Source organism: Pseudoalteromonas sp. APC 3495 (assembly GCF_030407645.1).
GTDB lineage: Bacteria > Pseudomonadota > Gammaproteobacteria > Enterobacterales > Alteromonadaceae > Pseudoalteromonas > Pseudoalteromonas tetraodonis.
The window spans coordinates 16,992-37,622 of record NZ_JASDDA010000005.1; the positions used below are offsets into that span (position 1 = coordinate 16,992).

General features: G+C 38.8%; 18 protein-coding genes. 12 read left to right on the plus strand and 6 right to left on the minus strand.

Features of this window, described 5'->3' with window-relative positions; genetic code table 11:
• Positions 1-11: 11 nt before the first annotated feature.
• Positions 12-524, plus strand: coding sequence for an MgtC/SapB family protein (locus QL984_RS03115; protein ID WP_013464839.1), 513 nt, complete (start codon positions 12-14; stop codon positions 522-524).
• A gap of 12 nt (positions 525-536) precedes the next feature.
• Here the strand turns inward: QL984_RS03115 and QL984_RS03120 are convergent, their stop codons facing one another.
• Positions 537-1,766 carry an EAL domain-containing protein gene (locus QL984_RS03120; protein ID WP_138764089.1) on the minus strand — a complete coding sequence of 410 codons (1,230 nt, stop codon included), beginning with the start codon at positions 1,764-1,766 and terminating at the stop codon, positions 537-539.
• Positions 1,767-1,998: 232 nt separating this feature from the next.
• Here QL984_RS03120 and QL984_RS03125 point away from each other — a divergent pair, with 232 nt between their 5' ends.
• On the plus strand, positions 1,999-3,045 hold the full coding sequence (locus QL984_RS03125) for a GGDEF domain-containing protein (RefSeq protein ID WP_244152565.1): 1,047 nt from the start codon (positions 1,999-2,001) through the stop codon (positions 3,043-3,045).
• Here QL984_RS03125 and QL984_RS03130 read toward each other — a convergent pair.
• Positions 3,034-4,044 carry a helix-turn-helix domain-containing protein gene (locus tag QL984_RS03130; protein WP_013464843.1) on the minus strand — a complete coding sequence of 337 codons (1,011 nt, stop codon included), beginning with the start codon at positions 4,042-4,044 and terminating at the stop codon, positions 3,034-3,036. The two genes, QL984_RS03125 and QL984_RS03130, sit on opposite strands and share 12 nt — an antisense overlap.
• 129 nt (positions 4,045-4,173) lie before the next feature.
• On the opposite strand from QL984_RS03130, the gene QL984_RS03135 reads away from it, so the two are divergent.
• Together QL984_RS03135 and QL984_RS03140 are read left to right on the plus strand one after the other, a co-directional pair.
• A complete protein-coding gene (locus QL984_RS03135) occupies positions 4,174-6,081 on the plus strand; it encodes a beta-ketoacyl synthase (protein ID WP_036956436.1) in 1,908 nt (635 codons plus the stop codon).
• 353 nt (positions 6,082-6,434) lie between these two features.
• The gene (locus tag QL984_RS03140; protein WP_138764090.1) at positions 6,435-8,249 is read left to right on the plus strand and encodes a DNRLRE domain-containing protein; all 1,815 of its coding nucleotides are present in this window, start codon (positions 6,435-6,437) and stop codon (positions 8,247-8,249) included.
• Between the two features lie 148 nt (positions 8,250-8,397).
• On the opposite strand, the gene QL984_RS03145 is transcribed toward QL984_RS03140, so the two are convergent.
• Both QL984_RS03145 and QL984_RS03150 read right to left on the minus strand, forming a co-directional pair.
• A complete protein-coding gene (locus QL984_RS03145; protein WP_036956438.1) occupies positions 8,398-9,582 on the minus strand; it encodes a heparan-alpha-glucosaminide N-acetyltransferase domain-containing protein in 1,185 nt (394 codons plus the stop codon).
• A gap of 126 nt (positions 9,583-9,708) precedes the next feature.
• Complete coding sequence (locus QL984_RS03150) at positions 9,709-10,125, minus strand: MgtC/SapB family protein (protein WP_013464847.1); 417 nt, start codon at positions 10,123-10,125, stop codon at positions 9,709-9,711.
• Positions 10,126-10,396: 271 nt separating this feature from the next.
• On the opposite strand from QL984_RS03150, the gene QL984_RS03155 reads away from it, so the two are divergent.
• A complete protein-coding gene (locus tag QL984_RS03155) occupies positions 10,397-10,729 on the plus strand; it encodes a hypothetical protein (protein ID WP_128583585.1) in 333 nt (110 codons plus the stop codon).
• Here the strand turns inward: QL984_RS03155 and fghA are convergent.
• Together fghA and QL984_RS03165 are read right to left on the minus strand one after the other, a co-directional pair.
• Positions 10,683-11,525, minus strand: coding sequence for an S-formylglutathione hydrolase (gene fghA / locus QL984_RS03160; protein ID WP_036956439.1), 843 nt, complete (start codon positions 11,523-11,525; stop codon positions 10,683-10,685). The two genes, QL984_RS03155 and fghA, sit on opposite strands and share 47 nt — an antisense overlap.
• Positions 11,526-11,591: 66 nt before the next feature.
• On the minus strand, positions 11,592-12,713 hold the full coding sequence (locus tag QL984_RS03165; protein ID WP_013464850.1) for an S-(hydroxymethyl)glutathione dehydrogenase/class III alcohol dehydrogenase: 1,122 nt from the start codon (positions 12,711-12,713) through the stop codon (positions 11,592-11,594).
• A gap of 130 nt (positions 12,714-12,843) precedes the next feature.
• Here QL984_RS03165 and QL984_RS03170 point away from each other — a divergent pair, with 130 nt between their 5' ends.
• The 7 genes from QL984_RS03170 to QL984_RS03200 all read left to right on the plus strand — a co-directional run bounded on the left by QL984_RS03170 (position 12,844) and on the right by QL984_RS03200 (position 20,594).
• Positions 12,844-13,716: a LysR family transcriptional regulator gene (locus QL984_RS03170; protein WP_171046528.1), complete on the plus strand. Its 873-nt coding sequence runs from the start codon at positions 12,844-12,846 to the stop codon at positions 13,714-13,716.
• Between the two features lie 136 nt (positions 13,717-13,852).
• Positions 13,853-15,070, plus strand: coding sequence for a lipoprotein-releasing ABC transporter permease subunit (locus tag QL984_RS03175; protein ID WP_024601043.1), 1,218 nt, complete (start codon positions 13,853-13,855; stop codon positions 15,068-15,070).
• A complete protein-coding gene (lolD, locus tag QL984_RS03180) occupies positions 15,063-15,761 on the plus strand; it encodes a lipoprotein-releasing ABC transporter ATP-binding protein LolD (protein ID WP_008110493.1) in 699 nt (232 codons plus the stop codon). The genes QL984_RS03175 and lolD overlap by 8 nt, the downstream gene beginning before the upstream one ends.
• A complete protein-coding gene (locus QL984_RS03185) occupies positions 15,751-16,995 on the plus strand; it encodes a lipoprotein-releasing ABC transporter permease subunit (protein WP_013464854.1) in 1,245 nt (414 codons plus the stop codon). The genes lolD and QL984_RS03185 overlap by 11 nt, the downstream gene beginning before the upstream one ends.
• Before the next feature lie 98 nt (positions 16,996-17,093).
• Positions 17,094-17,567, plus strand: a complete 474-nt coding sequence (locus QL984_RS03190; protein ID WP_036956525.1) for a DUF1456 family protein — start codon at positions 17,094-17,096, stop codon at positions 17,565-17,567.
• Between the two features lie 387 nt (positions 17,568-17,954).
• Positions 17,955-19,307: an NADP-specific glutamate dehydrogenase gene (gdhA, locus tag QL984_RS03195; RefSeq protein WP_028835295.1), complete on the plus strand. Its 1,353-nt coding sequence runs from the start codon at positions 17,955-17,957 to the stop codon at positions 19,305-19,307.
• A 180-nt stretch (positions 19,308-19,487) separates the two neighbouring features.
• Entirely contained in the window at positions 19,488-20,594 is a 1,107-nt protein-coding gene (locus QL984_RS03200) for a diguanylate cyclase (RefSeq protein WP_024601039.1), read from the plus strand.
• The last annotated feature ends 37 nt before the right edge of the window (positions 20,595-20,631 follow it).

Here is a 20,631-nt window from a genome sequence, read left to right on the forward strand (position 1 = left end):
TAGGATTTTAAGTGACATTTTTAGATTTTATCGATGTAGCCCCATACTCGTGGGCAGCTATTGGTACGGCGGCTTTTTGTGGGGCTATTATTGGTATAGAACGGCAATTGCGTGGCAAACCTGTAGGGATCCGTACTTCTGCACTGATCACCTTAGGTACTTACTTGTTTTTATCGACTGCGTTTAATTTACAAGGGGATGTGATTGATCATTCTCGCGTAGTCGGGCAAATAATTACCGGCATCGGCTTTTTAGGCGCAGGCGTAATGCTCGCAAAAGACGGTGCGGTAGTCGGGGTTACCTCTGCTGCCACCATTTGGGTACTGGCTTCCATTGGCGTGATGATAGCAACCGAAAACCTCGGGGCTGCTATTAAGCTCTCGGTGCTTGTGGTGGGTATTTTATACGGCGTTGACGTGCTAGAAGCTAAGTTTAAAAGCTTAAGTAAAGGTGTGCATGCTAAAGTGAAAAGTTATCATAAACGCTATTATCGAAAAGACAGTATTGATACCGAGCGCCACTAATTAGTGGCGTTTTTATGCGGGTAGTGCTTTGTTTTGGAAGCTAAGCGCATCTTCAATTGGTGCGGGGCGGCCAATAAAATAACCTTGTACACTGTCTACATTGAGTATTCTTAACGAGTTTAGTTCTTCTGCGGTTTCGATCCCTTCGGCAACAATGGTGCAGTCGATTGCTTTTGCAAATCCACACAATGCTTTTGCCAGTAAAAATTTACGATCGTCTGTGTTTATATTTTGAGTCAGGCTAATATCTAATTTTATAATATCGGCCTCAAGCTCTAGTATGTGCTGAAATGAGGAAAAGCCAGCGCCTACATCGTCAATGGCCAAGCGCAGACCTTTGTTTCTGAGAGGCCTAAGTGGAGCTCGCATTTTTTCGTAATTAGAAATTGGCGAATGTTCAGTAATTTCTAATACCAGCCTAGTGCAGTCAATCTGTTGTAATGTTCGTTCAAGTGCACCGCTAAGAATGTGCGAAGGCGAGCAATTAATGGCAATGTAAGTTGTATTATTAAACTTTGCCATATTGGCTATTGCATTTTTAATGGCCAGCATTTCTAATGATTCACTTAAACCCACCTTACTCGCTTCTTCAAACCAGATATCAGGGGTTTTATAAGGGGTGGTAAAAAAACGTGCAAGCGATTCAAAACCTACAACTTTATTATTTAGTTGACTATAAATAGGCTGAAAATAGATACTAATATCATTATCGCTAATAATTTGCTCAATAGTTGATTTTGTGTGGTTGTACGATACGCTTTTATCTAAACTCTTTTGAATTAATCCGGTCGCTATTTCTGAAATAATATTTAAAAAAGATAAATCGCGCTCATTTAAGCTCTCATCATGGTGTGATTTATAACAACAAAACGTACCATATAATTTCCCGTTCGACAGGTTGATAGGTACACCTATATATGCCCCTATACCTAATTTTTTTGTAACCGGCATCGCTTTGGTTATTGGGTTTGCTTTGGTATTAGTAATAATAGGGCTTAGCTTGTTGTCGGTGATTTGTTGGCAATACGTTTCATTAATCGGATCGGCATTACCCACTTTAACAATTTGGTTTTCAGAGGGGTTATCGACCACTTTAAAAACACGCTCATCGTTAATAAATTCAGATATAAAAGCAACATCCATATCTAAATGTTTACGAACCAAAGTGAGTAAGTTAGCTAGTTTAGCCTTAATGGATGCATTGTTGTGTTGTTCGACAAGCAAATTGGTTAATTCATCCATCGGCTATCTCCCTATGTTAATACCACTACACCTAATGAGTAATACTATAATTTATATATATAAAAAGATCTAATCAAGGCCTATCAATCTTTGTTCACGCATATTTAAATTTAGGCTAATATTAGCTGTTATAGTAAGTAGGCTTACATATAAGTTGTAGTTATTATCTATTTTTTAATCCTAGGCTGATATGCTTGAAGTTTATGGGAGGTAATAATTTAAAGGGATATTAATGCATCAGCATTCATTTGATAAAACAGAATCAGTCAGATTAACCGTATTCAAAAATATAAGCTTAATAATTACATTAGTTGCTTTAGTTGTCGCTTACGTTAATGTGTTTATGAGTAAAAATTATGTTTTGGGCTTTATTGAACTTGCATTAGCTTTTTTTTGTATTTATACCTATCACCAAACGAGAACAAACCGCTCTAAATTATGGCATCGCTATGCTGTTATTTATATTTACTTTGCGGTTGTGTTGCTTGCTATCACCGCAATTAACTTAGAGACTGGCATATCGCATTGGGTGTGTACTCTTCCTGTATTGGTTTACTTATTGTTTGGAAAAAAGCATGGCTTTATAAGCAGCTTTGGCTTTTTGATTACGTTGTTACTGCTGTTTTATGTTATCGACAAACGGTTAGTTGAAATAAATTTTAAGCTCATCATTAATCTTTCTCTGACGTATATTATTGTGTGGGGTGTTTCACATGTTTTTGAATCGATGAGAGCCTCTAATCAAGAGGAAATTATTAATTTAGCATTACGCGACAGCTTAACACAGGCTTATAACCGGCGTGCTTTTAAAAGCCATTTTCATAACCATATCGACTTTTCTAACCCCTATTGTTTTGCCTTAGCTGATCTGGATTTTTTTAAAAAAGTAAACGATAAATATGGGCACGATGCCGGTGATGCAGTGCTGGTACAATTAACACAGTTATTTAAAAAACATTTAGGCGATGAACATGTTTATCGTTTTGGCGGTGAAGAATTTACATTGGTGGTAAATGACGACATAGAGGTCGCTATAATCACAATGGATAAGCTAAGAACTGACATACAAAATCATCAATTTACTTATATGCAGAGCACGTTAAACATCACTATCAGTATTGGCTTGGTCGGTATTGATGCACTTGAGCATACTCACCTGAGTGAAATTTTAAGATTAGCCGATAATTATTTATATTTAGCTAAAAACAACGGTCGAAACTGCGTTGTCAACGGCCTGACTAAAATATCAAACAAGGGCAAAGAAACATTAACCAAATAACTTTCGTCTGACTACTTTTCTGTATTCGCTCGGGGTTTGGCTCAATACCTTTTTAAACACACGGGTTAAATGCCCTTGATCGTTATAACCAACTTCTAACGCGACTTCCTGAATTGATAAGTTCGATGAGGCCAGTAATTCTTTTGCACCTTCAACACGTAGCTGCTGCCAGTACTCTATAGGGCTTTGATTTGTAGCAAGTCGAAACCTGCGTGTAAACGTGCGGTAGCTTAAGCTAAATTGTGCCGCGACTTCTTGTAAATCTAACTCACTAGATAAATTAGTTTTTAACCAAAATTGTATTTGTGCAATAAGTTCATCAGCATGTCGGTTAACGGCGCCTTCTAAGTAGCGTTGATCTTCGTAGGGTTTACGTATTTCATGTGAAAAGTTCCGCTCAACATGCTGCGCCGCTTCTTTACCATAGTATTGGCTAATAATATGAACAATAACGTCAGCTAAGGCATTTAAACTGGCTACCGTATACATACGCTCTGATTGGGTAATAAAAAAATCAGGTTTTAAGCTAACGTTTGGATAATCTTGAGAAAATTGCTTGGCATAATGCCAGTGAGTGGTTGCAGGGTGACCATCAAGTAAACCGGCTTCTGCGAGCAAACAATTGCCGGTACCAACACCAATAATATGGCTACCCATGGTAAAACTCTCATTGAGCCAATTAACTATTGGTTGATTCGTTTTAACAACAGGCCGTGGATTACGCCAAATACCCGGAACAATGATTAAATCGCAATAGGGGGCGTTATCACTGCTGCAATCAGGCACGATGGCTAAACCTGTTCTGGTTGCAATAGGAGCCATATTTTTTGCAATTAAATGAATATTCAGTGCTCTGAAGTTTTTTTTACTAGTGTGCCCTTTGGCGAACGCTTCACCTGCTCTGAGCATTTCAATTGGCAAGGTTAAACTAGTTACCAGTAGATGCGAGTAAACAGCAATAGCTATATTTAATGGTGGATTTGTTGGGTTATTGCTCATTCAAATGCTCCGACCAGTTGTTTTTGGCCTTTTATGCTTAATATTTGGCTATTAAAGCACAAAGTTGTGTGCGTAATCCATTTAAACTGACTCCATATTCTTATAACACGTTTTTTTTAAAGGTAAATTATGACCGCATTACCCGTCATTGTCGGCATGGGAGGCATTAATGCCGCTGGCCGTACTTCTTTTCATCAAGGTTATCGTCGTATCGTGTTAGATAGCTTAGAGTCTCAAGCTCGCCAAGAAACATTTTTAGGCCTTGCCACATTAATGAATTTAGTGAGTGTTGTGAATGGACAACTACAAGACATGCAAGGCAATAATGTTGAGCAAAGCGACATAGAAGCACGTTTTGGTGAGCAAATTATTGCAGGTACATTAATTCGTAAAATTGAAAAACAACATTTTGATGTAGATGCCACGCCATGGCAGCAAAAAATGACGTTAACCGCATCGGATGAAAACGCGATTGTGTTTGAAACACGCCGTCGTGATTTACCTTCGCCAGTTCCTGAAAGTTGGCACGTAGAAGAGCTTGAAAATAAAAAAGTGAAAGTAACTATTGCGGCTCAATTTGATATTAAACATGATTCTACTCGTGATAACCCAATTAAATCTGCTGGGCAACTACCCACAGGGTTTGATCCGTCAATTATGTACAATAGCCGCTACCAACCTCGTGGTTTACAAGCCACTATTTTTGCTGCCACCGATGCAATAAAATCAACCGGACTTGATTGGCAATACATTATGAATAGTGTTGAGCCTGATAAAATTGGTACCTATTCAGCATCGGTTATTGGCCAAATGGACGATAAAGGCTTAGGTGGGTTAGTCAAAGCGCGCCAGCAGGGTGATCGCGTCAGCACTAAGCAGCTAGCACTGGGTTTAAATACAATGTCGACCGATTTTATCAATGCCTATGTTACGGGCAATGTAGGGACTACTTTTTCTACATCGGGTGCGTGTGCTACTTTTTTATACAACTTGCGCGCAGCAGTAAATGATATACAAGCAGGGCGCACACGTGTTGCAATTGTGGCAAGTGTAGAATGTGCAATTACCCCTGAAGTGGTTGAAGGCTTTGGCAATATGAGTGCGCTGGCTAATATTGAAGGTTTGCGCCGCTTAGATGATTTAAGTAATGACGATGAACCTGATTATCGTAGAAGCAGCCGCCCATTTGGCGAAAACTGTGGCTTTACTTTAGGTGAAGGCGCACAAGTGGCTATATTAATGGATGATGCGCTGGCACTTGAACTAGGTGCAGACATTATGGGCTGTGTGCCTGATGTATTTGTTAACGCCGATGGAGTAAAAAAATCAATTACTTCACCTGGGCCTGGTAACTACATTACCATGGCAAAATCGGCTGCACTTGCCAGTAGCTTACTAGGTAAAGAGGCATTACAGCAACGTAGCTTTATTTTAGCCCATGGTTCAAGCACACCACAAAACCGCGTAACTGAGTCGTTAATTTATCATAAAGTAGCGCAAACATTTGCAATAGATAATTGGAAAGTAACCGCCCCTAAAGCGTATGTTGGCCATACTATAGCACCTGCCAGTGGCGATCAGCTTGCCATTGCCTTAGGTGTATTTAGTCATAATATTATGCCGGGTATTACCACTATAGATAAAGTGGCTGATGATGTTTATGCAGATCATTTAGATATTCGTAACAGTCACTATGATTGTGGTGATATGGATATTGCATTTATAAATTCTAAAGGGTTTGGTGGTAATAATGCAACAGCCACAGTGCTTTCAGCAAAAGTAACGATGCAGATGCTTGCTAAGCGATATGGCGATGAAATGATGGGGCTCTATACCAGCAAACATGCAGCGGTAAAAGAAGCACAACAGCACTATCAACAACAAGCAGATTTAGGTCAATACGCGCTAGTTTATCGTTTTGGTGATGGGCTGATTGATGAAAATGACATTGTTATTGATGAGCACAGCATTCAGCTGCCAGGCTTTGAAAAAGCAATTATATTCAATACAACACATTCCTATCAAGATATGTTCTAAGCACACATACTTGTTAGCAAGGCGCTTTTTAAGCGCCTTTTTTAATGTATGAACCCATATTGTAGTTTAACTAATGCGCTAATTAGTTCCTTAACAAAAATATTAAAACTTCACCTCTTTGCAAATACTTCAAATTACTAATCTCTTCTTCCGCATTAAAAATAAAGCACCTTGATAAATTGAAAATATTAGGTTTGTTGCATACAATATAATAATTAATTAGTAGTATGTTATTTATTTTATTGAGTTAAAAAGTATTATTTATTATGCATCAAGAACTTTATAAATAGTTACTATAATTTTTGCTCAGATAGGTTAAATACTCAATTTTATTAATTACTTTAGGAGTAGTGATGAAATTAATACCATTAAAACGCTGGCTTATAGGGCAAAAAAGTCTCACTTTATGTACTTTACTCTTTCTGTCTAAACTTAGTTTTGCGTCTATTATTTTATTTGATGACAAACCACGTAATGGTACTTCATTGTGGTCAACCTCATCTAGTGAATCGACTTTAACTAAAATTGGTGAGCCTGTAGCTGATGGCGAAAGAGCTATATTAATGCAGGCACACTACTGGACTCAATCAGGATTACGTATTGCTCAAGTACCTCCTTTTAAAAATTCAATACTTGAGGAAAAAATATACAGAAAATCAGGAAATAAGGGCACTTTAATGTTTCGTCGCGGTAACGATTCATTAAAAATAAATCTTGATGAAACCAATAACGAATTTTGGACATTGGATGGTTTGCCTGGCCATAATAATTTTTCAGACGATACATGGCACACGATTAGAATCAATCTCAATGGCTTTAATCTTGATGAAAATGAGAAAGTCCTGGCTATTGGTATTCAAGGCCCTCTTGGAACAGGTAGATTTTACATGGACTCGGTTTCCTTTGTTGAGGGAGAGCCAGATAATAACATTTCTCCGCCGTTAGCTGGTAATTGGGAGCTGACTTTTGAAGATACTTTTAATTCAACTTTATTAAACCCTAATAATTGGCATGTTGGAAAGCAATATCTAGGAATGAGTGGTATCGCAGGTAATGCTGGGCGAGAAACTATTCGCATTGAAAATGAAATGTTACGGTTTGAAGCAGAAAAAAACACATTAAATCAAGGAACCAAACGTTACTTTTATAAAGCCGCTGAGGTAAGTACTTTTCGTAAATTTAGACAAAAATATGGTTACTTTGAAGCCAAAATTAAGTATGACTCAGTACATGGTGCTTGGCCTGCATTTTGGTTACTACCTGACAAAGGCATTTATGGTAACGATACTTATAGGAGGCAGTCATTATTAAAATTTAATCTTGATGATGTATCTACTACTATTTCTTCTGCATTATTAAGATTTAAGATCTCTGAAGCAAACACTCAAAGCAGCATAGCTGTGCATAAAACACTTTCCGCAGATTGGTCCCAAGATACTGTAACTTGGAATACTAAACCGCAGGTTGATCCCTTATGGTTTAGTCATAGCTATGGAGAGGTTACGGGAAACATAATTGAAGTGGATGTTACCAGTTATATAAGAGAGCAAAAAAGTTCTGGTAAAGAGGCGAGCTTTGCATTGATTGACAATTATATGCGTAGCCAGCTTATAAAAATTTTTAGCAGTGAAGCGAATAATATTTCTGATAGGCCCGCTTTAATTGTAAATGAAGAAAGTTTATTCCCGACTGAAGATGCTTTTGTGCGTGGAGGTAATTATGCAGATACTAATTATGGTCAAGAACCATTTCTTTTAATTAAAGACACTTGGGGAGATACCTCACCTACATTCGATCAGGGAATGGAGTTTGATATTATGGAGAGTTTAGGTATCTGGGGGGAAGACATCAGTATCTCAGCTCTGCATTGGGATGGTTACGGTAGCCAACATAAGTCAGTAAATTCCGGCGAGCTTTATCATAATTATTCCTCAGATGGTTTCCATATATATGGCATGCATTGGCAGCCTGGTTATGTCGGTATGTATATAGATGGTGAAAAAGTCTGGGAGCACTATGACGACCGAGTTGGAAGTTTACCTTCTTATATTATTTTATCGTTACAAGTAGGTGGTTGGGATGGTAATGAAAAGAATATCAGTGATGATTTTGAGGCTAACATGCTAGTAGATTTCGTTAGGGTCTGGAGTAATTCAGAGTTCAATTAACAACAAGAGCGAACCAAAGCGTTATCATTTATAAATGTCGATTATGATGCATTAAAAAAAGCACTCAAAAAATTAAATTAATATATCTGATAAAGTGACGAAACATTTTATCGAGTATTTCCCCCACAATATATTGTGGGGGCGATTACTAAATATATTTAGCAATCAGGCTGTTTTTATTACGATATTTCCAGTTTAAGTAGCGCTTAGCGAGTAGGGCGGTAAGCACAACCACTACAGCTATCATCGCCATGGTTGCAATATAACTCATACCATACCCTGATGGTAAGCCAACAAGGGTTTCACCATAGGTCATATCACTAAAGTTAAAACCAAGAGCAGGTATTAAAAGCCAACTGATAGCATGTAGCAAATACAAGTGAGTGAGGTAGGAAAACATGCTGGTTTTACCTAGTACTTGCAGAAAATTTTGCGAAAAACTAGCCTTTAAGTGGCTCAACAGTTTTAGCGCAATTAAACCAAGCCCTACAGTAAGTAACATAAATTGTAACGACAACGGATATTTAGTCGGATTTAAAAACGACATAATAGTCAGCAGTGGAGCTGTATGTGTAGAAAACTGTGACATATCACCGTATAAATTAAAGCCGCGTAGTATTGAATAAAGTGCTAGGCAGCTCATACCCATAATAAACGCGTAATTCATCACTTTTTTACTATAATGCTGAGATTTATAATATACACCTGCACAATAAGCCAAACACATGAGTCCAGCAATAGGCGCAACGGGGTATGTCGTTCTAATAGAAAAACCAAACGGCAGTGCTAATACATTTTTTTGATGAACGATAGACCACAGTGTATGCGCGATGGTGTTACTTTCAAAGGTAATGCCATCAAGTAAGTTATGACCAAATACCAGTAATAAGCCAGCTATAAATACAGGGTATATACCTGTTAAGCGAAGCAAGCCAAGCACCACAAAGCCCCAGCCAATCGCCCAAATTACTTGAGCATATAACATCGGGAAAAGAGGGTTAAAACTCCATGACCATGACACAATTGTAAACTCAAATAAAATAAGCACTAAGCCTCGAACTATTAAAGCGTTAGCAAACTGACGAGTACACGCGTATTTATGCTCTGTAATAGCGGCAGAGAGGCCTGCTAAAAATACAAATAATGGCGCACAGAAATGCGATATAAAGCGTGTGAAAAAAGTAAGCGCATCTGTTCCGGGTATGGTCATGGGATCAGTTACTGAATAATTTAGACAATAATACATGCCGTGATCTATCACCATAAATATGATGATAATGCCGCGTAATAGATCAATATGATGCAAGCGACTTTGCGATAAAGATAATGACATAAAATACAATTAACAAGAATGAAAAAATGAACTTGATTATATGTTATATTATATCAAAAGGCGAGTTTGAAGATTGAATTTAACAGAGTGATCGCGTCAGCGCTATGCAATTAATTATAATTTTCATTATTTAAATTTTTTAACATACCTAAGCGTTATGAAGTTTATTACTGCCAACAAAATAGCTATTTCATAGCGGCTGTACGCAATAGCGATACCAATTAAACCCATATTCCAAATACTCGCAGCTGTTGCTGTTCCAGATGTAGACTGGTTATTTTTTAAAATAGCGCCGCCACCAATAAAACCAATACCAGTAATAATACCTTGTAACATTTTAGATTGCGCCTCTGCGCCCTCCAAAACTGACATAGCAATCAGTGCATAACCACATGATGCGACGGCAACTAAAGGAAACGTTCTCAGACCTGCACCATTATGGCTATGCTCTCTATCATATGCCATTGGCAGGGCAAGTAAATACGCCATGCCAAGATGAATCAAGTTATCAATAATGTCTCTCCACTGTAGATCAATTTCCATTGCTATTTCCACGGATAAATTTTAAATAAGTAGCAAAAATTGAACCAAGGTATTAATTTAAATAAAATCATTGTGTTACCTTTGTTTTATCGAGGGGGATGAGTGGCGTTAGCAATATTTACACAATAAAGTGCGTTTTTACCCAGCAATGAATTTCAGCTGCGTACCACACAAGCAAACTCTATTATGTAAAATTGTGGGGCTTACATATTTTTACAACACTCCTTTTTTAAGTCGTATATAATTTGGCTTATTTGCAACGAGAGTTTACATGCGCATTTTATTAATTATTATCTTTTTAAATGTATTAAGTGGTTGCACAGTAATGGGTATATTTCTGGATGAAAAGGCGAGATCCAAGTTAAACATCAATAGCACTAATAATTTTGTAAAGGATAAAGATAGTTTTAGTTTTAGCAAACTTGGTTACGAAACTGATAAAGCCATAATTGAATTTATAAAAGAAGATAACGGTGTGATTAAAAAATGTAGGCAGGTTACTAAGGTCTTAAAAGAATGTGTAGAAGTAGATAAATCTACTCTACACAGTAATGAATCTAAGCCGATAAAAACTGATGATGAAATAATAAGTGTTGGTCTATAAAGCTACTAATAAAAAAGTAACTATGATCGTAGCCAGCGTGCATTTCGAGCTGCAGCGGATACGCTTTTTTATTAGCGATATCGACCAAATTTTGCGGCTTAAGCTGTTCTTCTAAAAAGTTATCAGCATCACCTTGGCTTACCAGCATAGGTAAATAGTTAGCTTGCTCGGCTTGTTGCATTAATTCGCAAGTATCGTAGTGTGTCCACGTTGTTTTGTCGTCGCCTAAGTAGCCTGTAAATGCTTTTACACCCCACGGACACGCCATAGGATTAACAATAGGACTAAATGCCGAAGCGCTGGTGTACGATTGTGGGTTTTTAAGTGCAATCATCAATGCGCCGTGCCCGCCCATTGAATGACCACTAATTGCTTTTTTATCTGTAACAGGAAAGTGTTGCTCAATTAGTGCCGGTAACTCATTAACAACGTAATCATACATATTAAAATGGGTGTTGTAGGGCGCTTTTGTGGCATTAAGGTAAAACCCAGCACCTTGTGCAAAATCATAGCTGTCTTCGTTTGGCACGTTATCACCACGTGGGCTCGTATCTGGCGCTACAATGGCGATACCCAGCTCCGCTGCTTTTTTAAATGCGCCTGCTTTTTGCATAAAGTTTTCATCGGTACAGGTTAAACCTGATAACCAGTACAGTACCGGCACCTTATTGGTTTCACTGGCGCCTGGCGGTAAAAAAACTGCAAAACGCATAGTACAACGAGTGCTTGAGGCGCTATGGCTGTATTGCTTATGCCATCCGCCAGCCACTTTAGCTGTTGAAATATTTTCTAACATAACAATCCTTAAAAGCCGGTACTTAATAGCAACGGCTTGTGATGGGAATTAAGTGAAATGAGCGTATTAGTAATGAATTACAGTACGAATACTTTTACCTTCATGCATTAAATCAAAGGCATCGTTAATTTCTTCTAGGCTCATGGTATGAGTGATAAAGTCGTTTAGCGCAAATTCACCCGCCATGTAACGCTCTACAATTTCAGGAAGTTGTGAGCGGCCTTTAACACCACCAAATGCGCTACCACGCCATACACGGCCAGTAACAAGTTGGAACGGACGAGTTGAAATTTCTTGGCCAGCACCGGCTACACCAATAATCACAGACTCTCCCCAACCCTTATGACAACACTCAAGCGCAGAGCGCATTACATCAACATTACCAATACATTCAAATGAGTAATCAACACCGCCATCGGTCATCTCAACAATGACTTCTTGAATTGGCTTGTCAAAGTCTTTTGGATTAATTAAGTCGGTAGCACCTAGTTTGGTCGCCAAGTCAAATTTAGAGGTATTAATATCAATACCAATAATACGACTTGCACCAGCCATTTTAGCGCCAATAATGGCAGATAAACCAATACCGCCTAAACCAAAAATAGCCACCGTATCGCCCGCTTTTACTTTAGCCGTATTTGTTACAGCGCCCATACCGGTAGTAACACCACAGCCTAATAAACAAATTTCTTCTAACGACGCTTCTTTGTTTACTTTAGCCAATGAGATTTCTGGCAATACTGTGTATTCAGAAAATGTAGATGTACCCATATAGTGGTAAATAGGCTCGCCATCTTTGAAAAAGCGAGTGGTGCCATCTGGCATTAAGCCTTTACCTTGCGTTTCGCGAACTGCTGAACACAAGTTTGTTTTACCTGAAGTACACATTTTACATTCACCACATTCTGCGGTGTATAAAGGAATAACGTGATCGCCAACTTCTACACTTGAAACGCCTTCGCCCACAGCGTAAACCACCCCAGCGCCTTCATGACCTAAAATAGCGGGGAAAATACCTTCAGGATCTTCACCTGATAAAGTAAAAGCGTCTGTATGGCATACACCAGTGGCAGTGATTTTTACCATTACTTCGCCTTTTTTAGGCATCATCACATCAACTTCTTCAACGCTTAAAGGCTGATTAGGACCCCAGGCAATCGCTGCTTTTGATTTTATAAATTCAGACATGTGTATATCCTTTGTAGTGGTTTGAATATGAATTGTAGACCCATACTGTTTGGGTGATGAGGTTATTGTATTTGTTTCTCAGATAATGATAATCTTCAATTTAATAAAACACTTTTACAGTATGGTAATAATTATGCGTTGGGAAGGTATTGATGAGTTTATTGCTGTTGGCGAAGAGGGAAGTTTTACCCAAGCTGCACAGACGTTAGGTTTATCGGTTGCTCATATTAGCCGCCATGTTACAAAGCTAGAACAACGGTTAAATACGCAATTATTAACACGTACCACTCGAAAGGTTGTGTTAACCAAAGAGGGCGAGCAGTTTTTACACCAAGTTAAACATTTACAGCACGCAATGGACGAGGCCACTCAAGGCTTAGCATCGGTACAAACCTCACCTAAAGGTAAAATTAAATTAACAGCACCGGTTATGTATGGTGAAAGTTTTATTATGCCCATTGTGCATTCATTTATGCATGATCACCCAGAGGTAGAAGTAATCGCAACGCTCTCTAACGAGCAAGAAAACTTATTAGAGGGAGGCTTTGATTTAGCCATTCGACTAGGCCATTTAAAAGATTCAAGCTTAAAAGCGCGGCGCTTGAGCTCGCGACGATTTATTATGTGTGCTTCACCTGCATATTTAGCGCGTTTTGGTGAGCCTCACACTTTGGGGGAGCTTAATAATCATCAATGTTTAATTGGAAATAGTAGTTATTGGCGAGTAAATGAAAATAATCGTGATAAACATATTAAGGTAGCAGGGCGATTGCATTGTAATAGCGGCTGGGCACTGGTTGACGGCGCTAAAAAAGGTTTGGGTATTGTTCAGTTGCCTGATTACTATATTGAAAATGAAATTAAATCCGGTCATTTAGTGCCTATATTAACTGCATACCAACCACAACAAGAGGGCGTGTGGGGTCTATATCCGCCACGGCAATTTGTGGCTACTAATGTGCGGGTATTACTTGATTACTTAGTAACAGGGCTGAAAGTTTAGCAGGGTTTACTGGCTTGTTTAAAATATAGCCAAGTATCAGATTTATAAATTATTTCTTACATTTATGGTGATATTCAATTGCGCTGAGTTCGTGCTACTATAACGCCACACTTTTGGCATTAATGTTTTAATTAATATGTTTCAACCTGTTAGCCTGTTTATCGGACTCAGATATAGCCGCTCCTCTAAAGGCAATGCGTTTATTTCGTTCATTTCGTTTTTTTCTATTGCAGGTATAGCGATTGGTTTAATGGCGCTTTTTACGGTCAGCAGTGTAATGAACGGCTTTGAGAGTAGTTTAAAATCAAATATGTTGGGGCTTATTCCACACGTTGAAGTGCAAGCCAAAGATCACTCCAAAGCGCAAATGAATTCGTTAAAATCTGCGCTTGAGCAATCACCGTATGTTGATCATGTTAGTTTGTACCGCCACGGTGAAGCCATATTGCAAACCAATAAAGATCTTCACGGGGTGTTATTACAAGGGCTTTACGACAATAACGGCTCGCTGTATAAAATCACCGACAAAATAGTGCAAGGCAATTGGCAAAGCGTACTAAATAATAATTATAATATTGCAATAAGTCGTTATTTAAGCCGCAAACTTGGCGTTGGCTTAGGTGATAAGTTACGTGTAATTATGCCTAACGCATCTACGTACACCCCACTTGGGCGCATGCCAAGCCAACGTTTATTTAAAATTGCTGCTATCTATGAAACTGGCTCCGAAATAGACATGGGACTGGCATTTACCAGTGGCGTATCACTACAACGGGTTTTAAAACTTAGCAACAATACGGTACCTAATTTAAGCGTGTCACTGCATGAGCCGTTTGCACTTGACCAATTTATGCAAGACAGCCAACACATACTCAATGACTTTAAACTCACCGACTGGAGAAGCAGTCAAGGCACTTTATTTGCCGCCGTTGCGATGGAAAAACGCATCATGTCTATGCTCCTTGGCTTAATTGTGCTGGTGGCGGTATTTAATATTGTATCGGCACTGACCATGATGGTCAGTGAAAAACAAAGCGAAGTAGCAATTTTGCAAACATTAGGACTCACACCAAGCCAAGTGCAAACCGTATTTATGGTACAAGGGCTCTATAACGGAGTAATTGGCACGGCCGTGGGTGCTTTTTTAGGTCTTTTATTAAGTTTATATATAAATGAACTGCTGGCTTTGGTTGGTTTAAATTTACTATCGGGAATTTCACTCCCCGTCAAATTTGATGTGGTTAGTTTAAGTGTTATTGCCGTTTTAAGCTTAGCAATGAGCTTTTTAGCGACTTTATACCCAGCACGCCAAGCCGCTAAAGTAAACCCAGCAGAGGTATTACGTTATGAATGATTTAGTAATTAGTTGTGAAAAAATAAGTAAAGTGTACCAAGACGGGCAAAATCAGGTTGAGGTATTAAAAGGCGTTGATTTAGCCCTAACGCAAGGTGAAATGCTGGCAATTGTAGGCAGCTCAGGTTCAGGTAAAAGCACCTTGTTACATATTTTAGGCACCTTAGACACGGCCAGTGCGGGTAGTGCAAAAATAAAAAACCAAGACGTTGCTAAGTTATCTCGCTCGCAGCAAGCGGCTTTCAGAAATAAAAACTTAGGGTTTATTTATCAGTTCCACCATTTATTAATGGAATTTAGTGCGGTTGAAAACGTTGCCATGCCATTACTCATAAAAGGGTTGAGCGCAAAAGAAGCCAATAAGAAAGCACTTAACATGCTAGATAAGGTAGGCCTTGCACATAGAAGTAGCCATAAGCCTTCGGCTCTTTCTGGTGGTGAACGTCAGCGTGTTGCCATTGCACGCGCTTTAGTGACAGAGCCTGCGCTGGTGCTTGCTGATGAGCCAACGGGTAATTTAGATAAGCAAAATGCGATTAAAATTTACGATTTAATTAATGAGTTAAATAAAAGTTTAAATACCAGCTTTGTGGTGGTTACTCATGATTTAGAGCTGGCTGATAAGCTGGGTAAGATAGCGTACTTAGATGATGGTAAACTATCAATAAAAGAGTCTAGCCATGTTGCTTAGTGCCTTTATTAGTAAACGCTTTAGAGCCTATTCAGGCCATAAAGATGAAAAAAATGCCTTTGTAAGTTTTATAGCCAAAGCATCCACTATCGGTATTTTACTTGGTGTTGCCGTGTTAATTGTGGCGTTATCGGTGATCAATGGTTTTGAGCAGCAATTAGTGCATCGCTTATTGAGTGTAGTGCCGCAAGTTGAATATGTTGCCCCAAGTAGGCCGATTGCCGATTGGCCCACTAAAGTCGAAAAGTTAAAACAGCAACCACACGTAACGGGCGCAGCCCCATTTATTGCTGTTAATGGGATGGCGCAATTTAAAAGCCAATTAAAAGCGGTTGAGATCCGAGGTGTTGAGCCTTCGTTGGAAGGTGATGTGTCAGCCATAAACCAATTTACACAAGGTAAATTAGTCAGCCAGTTAACAGGTGATGATGTTATTTTAGGCAAGCAAATTGTTAAGCAACTTAATATCGCATTAGGTGATAATGTGACCTTGTTAATCCCGCAAATTAGTGAAAAAGGCCAGTCATTACTCGCCCCAAAACGCGTTACCCTCACGCTTGCCGGCATTATAGAAATGGGCGGACCAATCGACAGCAGCGCTGCTTTTATTCATCTTAACAAAGCACAACAAACCTTAGGCTATGATCAAAGCCAAGTAACAGGGTTACGCTTGCGTGTTGATGATGTGTTTTCGGCGCATCAAATAGCGCTTCGTGTTGGCCAGACCATTACCGATTATGTGTATATTTCGAGTTGGCTCAGAACGCAAGGTAGCTTGTATCAAGATATTCAAATGGTGCGCACGATTGTTTATATTGTGGTGTTTTTAATTATCGCGGTGGCGAGTTTCAATATTGTGTCTTCACTGGTAATGGAAGTGCGTGAAAAAGAAGGCAATATTGCTATTTTAAAAACCATGGGTGCCAAAGACAGTACCATATTGGCTACTTTTGTCATGCAAGGCTTAACCCAAGCATTTGTGGGTGTACTTTTAGGCTCAATTGTTGGCGTGATTTTAGCAATTAATATTAGTGAGCTATTTACTTGGCTGAGCTTATTACTGGGTGAAAACCCGCTAGAAGGTGTGTACTTTATCGAATTTTTGCCCAGTAAATTAGTTTGGCAAGATATTGTGTTGACCGTTATAGCCACCTTTGTGCTTGCGATATTTGCTACGCTATATCCAGCATGGCAAGCAACACGCGTAGATCCGGCAAAGGTATTGGGTAATTAAACACAGTATTTAATAGGGTGCTTAGTGTAACTCTGATAAACTGCGCCGCTACTAAACAGCTTTTGTTTGCTGAGCGCTTATTTACCTTGGGATTTACTTTGACAAATAACGATATTTTACGCCGTATTCGCTACACCTTTGATTTAACTGATTCAGCTATGGTTGATGTTTTCGCCGCAGCAGCGCAGAGCGTAAGCACTGAGCATGTGATTGCATGGTTAACTAAAGAGGGCGAGCCTGGGTATACCCCAATAAGTGATACTGAGTTTGCTGTGTTTTTAAATGGTTTTATAAATACCAAGCGCGGCAAGCGTGAAGGTGAGCAGCCAGAGCCTGAAAGTAAATTGAACAACAATATTATTTTTATGAAGCTACGTATTGCTTTAAATATGAAAGCAGAAGACGTGATCGCGACCTTGGCGTTGGTTGATTTTGATTTAAGTAAACATGAGCTAAGCGCATTTTCACGTAAAGTTGAAAACAAGCATTACCGTGTGTGTAACGATCAAATCTTGCGTTTATTTTTAACCGGTGTACAGCGTACTTTTCGCCCAGATGGCGAAAAAGCTTAATGCATTTTATGGAGGTTGAATACAACCTCCATTTTGACCTCTCCACATTTACTCAATTATCAGTCTATCCTTCTACAACTTCAGTCTCATAAAGCATTTTATTTTGTCGCTCTCGTAAAAATGTAGACTCGTATTTTGTTTTACTATTTTTTTAATACTTTTAACGTGTTATTCATTCAAATGGGTGTTTTTAGCATATAAATTCTTTTTTAATGGGTTTTTATACAAAAGAAACAACAATTTAATTCAACATCAAACACGTGCATCCAGTTTATCTATGATGTTAAAGTGTGAAAATAATGATCGGATAATTAATTTCTTCACTAACAATAGCATTGATCATTTTTCCTATTTCAAATTAAAAAATACCTACATGGAAGAATAAATATGAATTATATACACACAACCATTGCGCAGTTAAAACAAACGAGCCCTGCGCAATGTGAGTTTTATCAAGCAGTGGAAGAAGTGCTTGACTCACTTGAACCTGTATTTGCGCAAACAAGTCATTACCAACAACAAGCAATTATTCAAAGAATGGTAGAGCCAGAGCGCCAACTAATGTTTCGTGTGCCTTGGGTTGACGATGAGGGCAATATTCAAGTGAATAAAGGCTACCGTATTGAATTTAATTCGGCGTTAGGGCCTTACAAAGGCGGCTTACGTTTTCACCCGAGTGTAAATGCCAGCATTATAAAGTTTTTAGGCTTTGAACAAATTTTTAAAAATGCACTAACAGGTTTGCCTATTGGTGGGGGAAAAGGCGGTGCGAACTTTGATCCTAAAGGACGCTCTGATGGCGAAATTATGCGTTTTTGCCAATCCTTTATGAACGAGCTATACCGCCATATTGGCCCGACTACCGATGTACCTGCCGGCGATATTGGCGTAGGTGCCAGAGAGATTGGCTATATGTTTGGTCAATACAAACGCTTAACAGGGCGTTATGAAGGGGTGCTAACGGGTAAGAGTTTACTTTGGGGTGGATCGCTTGCCCGTAAAGAGGCCACAGGCTATGGCGCTGCCTATTTTGCTAATAATATGCTTGAAGAGCGTAACGATAGCTTATCAGGTAAGCGCTGTTTAATTTCAGGCTCTGGTAATGTGGCTATTTATGCCATGGAAAAGTTATATCAACTTGGTGCAACGCCAATTACCTGTAGTGACTCTAAAGGCACTTTATATGATGAGAATGGTATTGATTTAAAGCTGATAAAACAGCTCAAAGAGCAATCAAGAGGGTGTTTAAGTGACTATTTAGATAGTCATTCACAAGCCAAGTATACGCCTCGCGATGACTACCCAGAGGATGGTCATACGGTATGGCGCTACAGTGCGGATGCGGCATTCCCTTGCGCCACGCAAAATGAATTGACCGAAGCGGATGCAAAAGCGCTACTTGATAATGGCTGTAAATTAGTATGTGAAGGTGCCAATATGCCCTCAACCAAAGAAGCGATTGATTGCTTTATTGAAGCAAAAATAGCTTATGGCCCGGGTAAAGCGGCTAATGCCGGTGGCGTGGCAACCAGCCAACTAGAAATGGCGCAAAATGCCAGTATGCAAAGCTGGACGTTTGAAGAAGTTGATGAAAAGCTCAAGCAAATAATGAAAGATATTTTCACAACAGCAAGCGATACCGCAAAAGAATTTGATCAGCCCGGTAATCTATTACTAGGCGCTAACATCGCCGGTTTTAGACGTGTAGCCGATGCAATGATTGAACAAGGCGTTGTATAGTAGCGCCTCTGCTATTTAATTAACTCTCTACTTTTATTCGTTATATCCTGAATAAGAATTGTTCAGGATATAGCAAAAATAATGTATAATATTATTTAATAAGGTAAATTTAACTCGCTAATTAATAACAATAAACTATAGTGTGGATAAGGATCAGTGAGCTTATTAAGGAGAGTGCAGGTGCGACTTATTCCCGCAATTTTTTATTTTTCAAGTGCGACAGAGCACGACTTCCAAAATCAACTTAATAAAAGCTCAATGCGCCTTGCTGATGCATCACTCTACCTTGTAACACTTTTTTTATTGTCTTTTATTTTTATGGCTTGGTTTAATCAACAAGAGCCTGCTAATTCAACCATAACAATTTTACGTGTAGTTATGGTATTGCTATCGATAGTTCTGATTATTATAAATAAAACACTAAGTTCAGAGTACTTACATTCGCGCTTTTTTATTTATGCGGTTTTATTTTGTTTTTTATTTAGTTATTTCTTCTGGGTATATGTTCAGCGTTACGGTGAGTTGAAAGAGGGAGGGCCTATGCTTGTAGCGGCTGCATTTATAGCCATACCGATGCTGCACTTAGGACATAAACTGGTTTTATGGTCAATAATCGGCATTGCCTTGATATTTATTGAGCTTTTTTCTTCTACTTCGATTGTATGGACACTTTATTTTTATTTTAGCATGGTGATTGTATTGGCTATTGTGCAATATCAACTAGATACCTTATTAAGAAAGCAATATAAAGCGGAGTTATTTGAAACGGAAAAAGCTAACACCGATCAGTTAACAGGTATGCATAATCGGCATAGTTTTGATCGGCGCTGTAAAGCATTAATTAACAAGTTAGCGCCATCACAATATTTAGGGTTAGCCATGATTGATATCGACTATTTTAAAAAATATAACGATAACTACGGCCACTTAGAGGGAGATAACGTACTAATAGCAGTAGCAAACCGATTAAAACATTGTGACGCTGATATTGTGGTGCGCTTTGGTGGTGAAGAATTCATATTGGTAAAAACATTGCAAGCGAATGAGCTAGACTGGTTAAGTGACTTACCTAAGTGCTTCGCAGACGACCCCATTGCACACCAATATTCACCTTTTAACCGTATTACTGTCTCTGCCGGTATTGCAATTGATCAATACACGACATATAGACCTTCAATAAAATCATTGTTAGCAACAGCTGATGTAGGGGTTTATAAAGCTAAAAATGCAGGACGAAATATCAGTATTACCGATTTTGTTGACCCTAAACAACCTGAAATTGAGTAAGACAATGCAAAGCACTAAGCTGATAGTGCTTCGCATT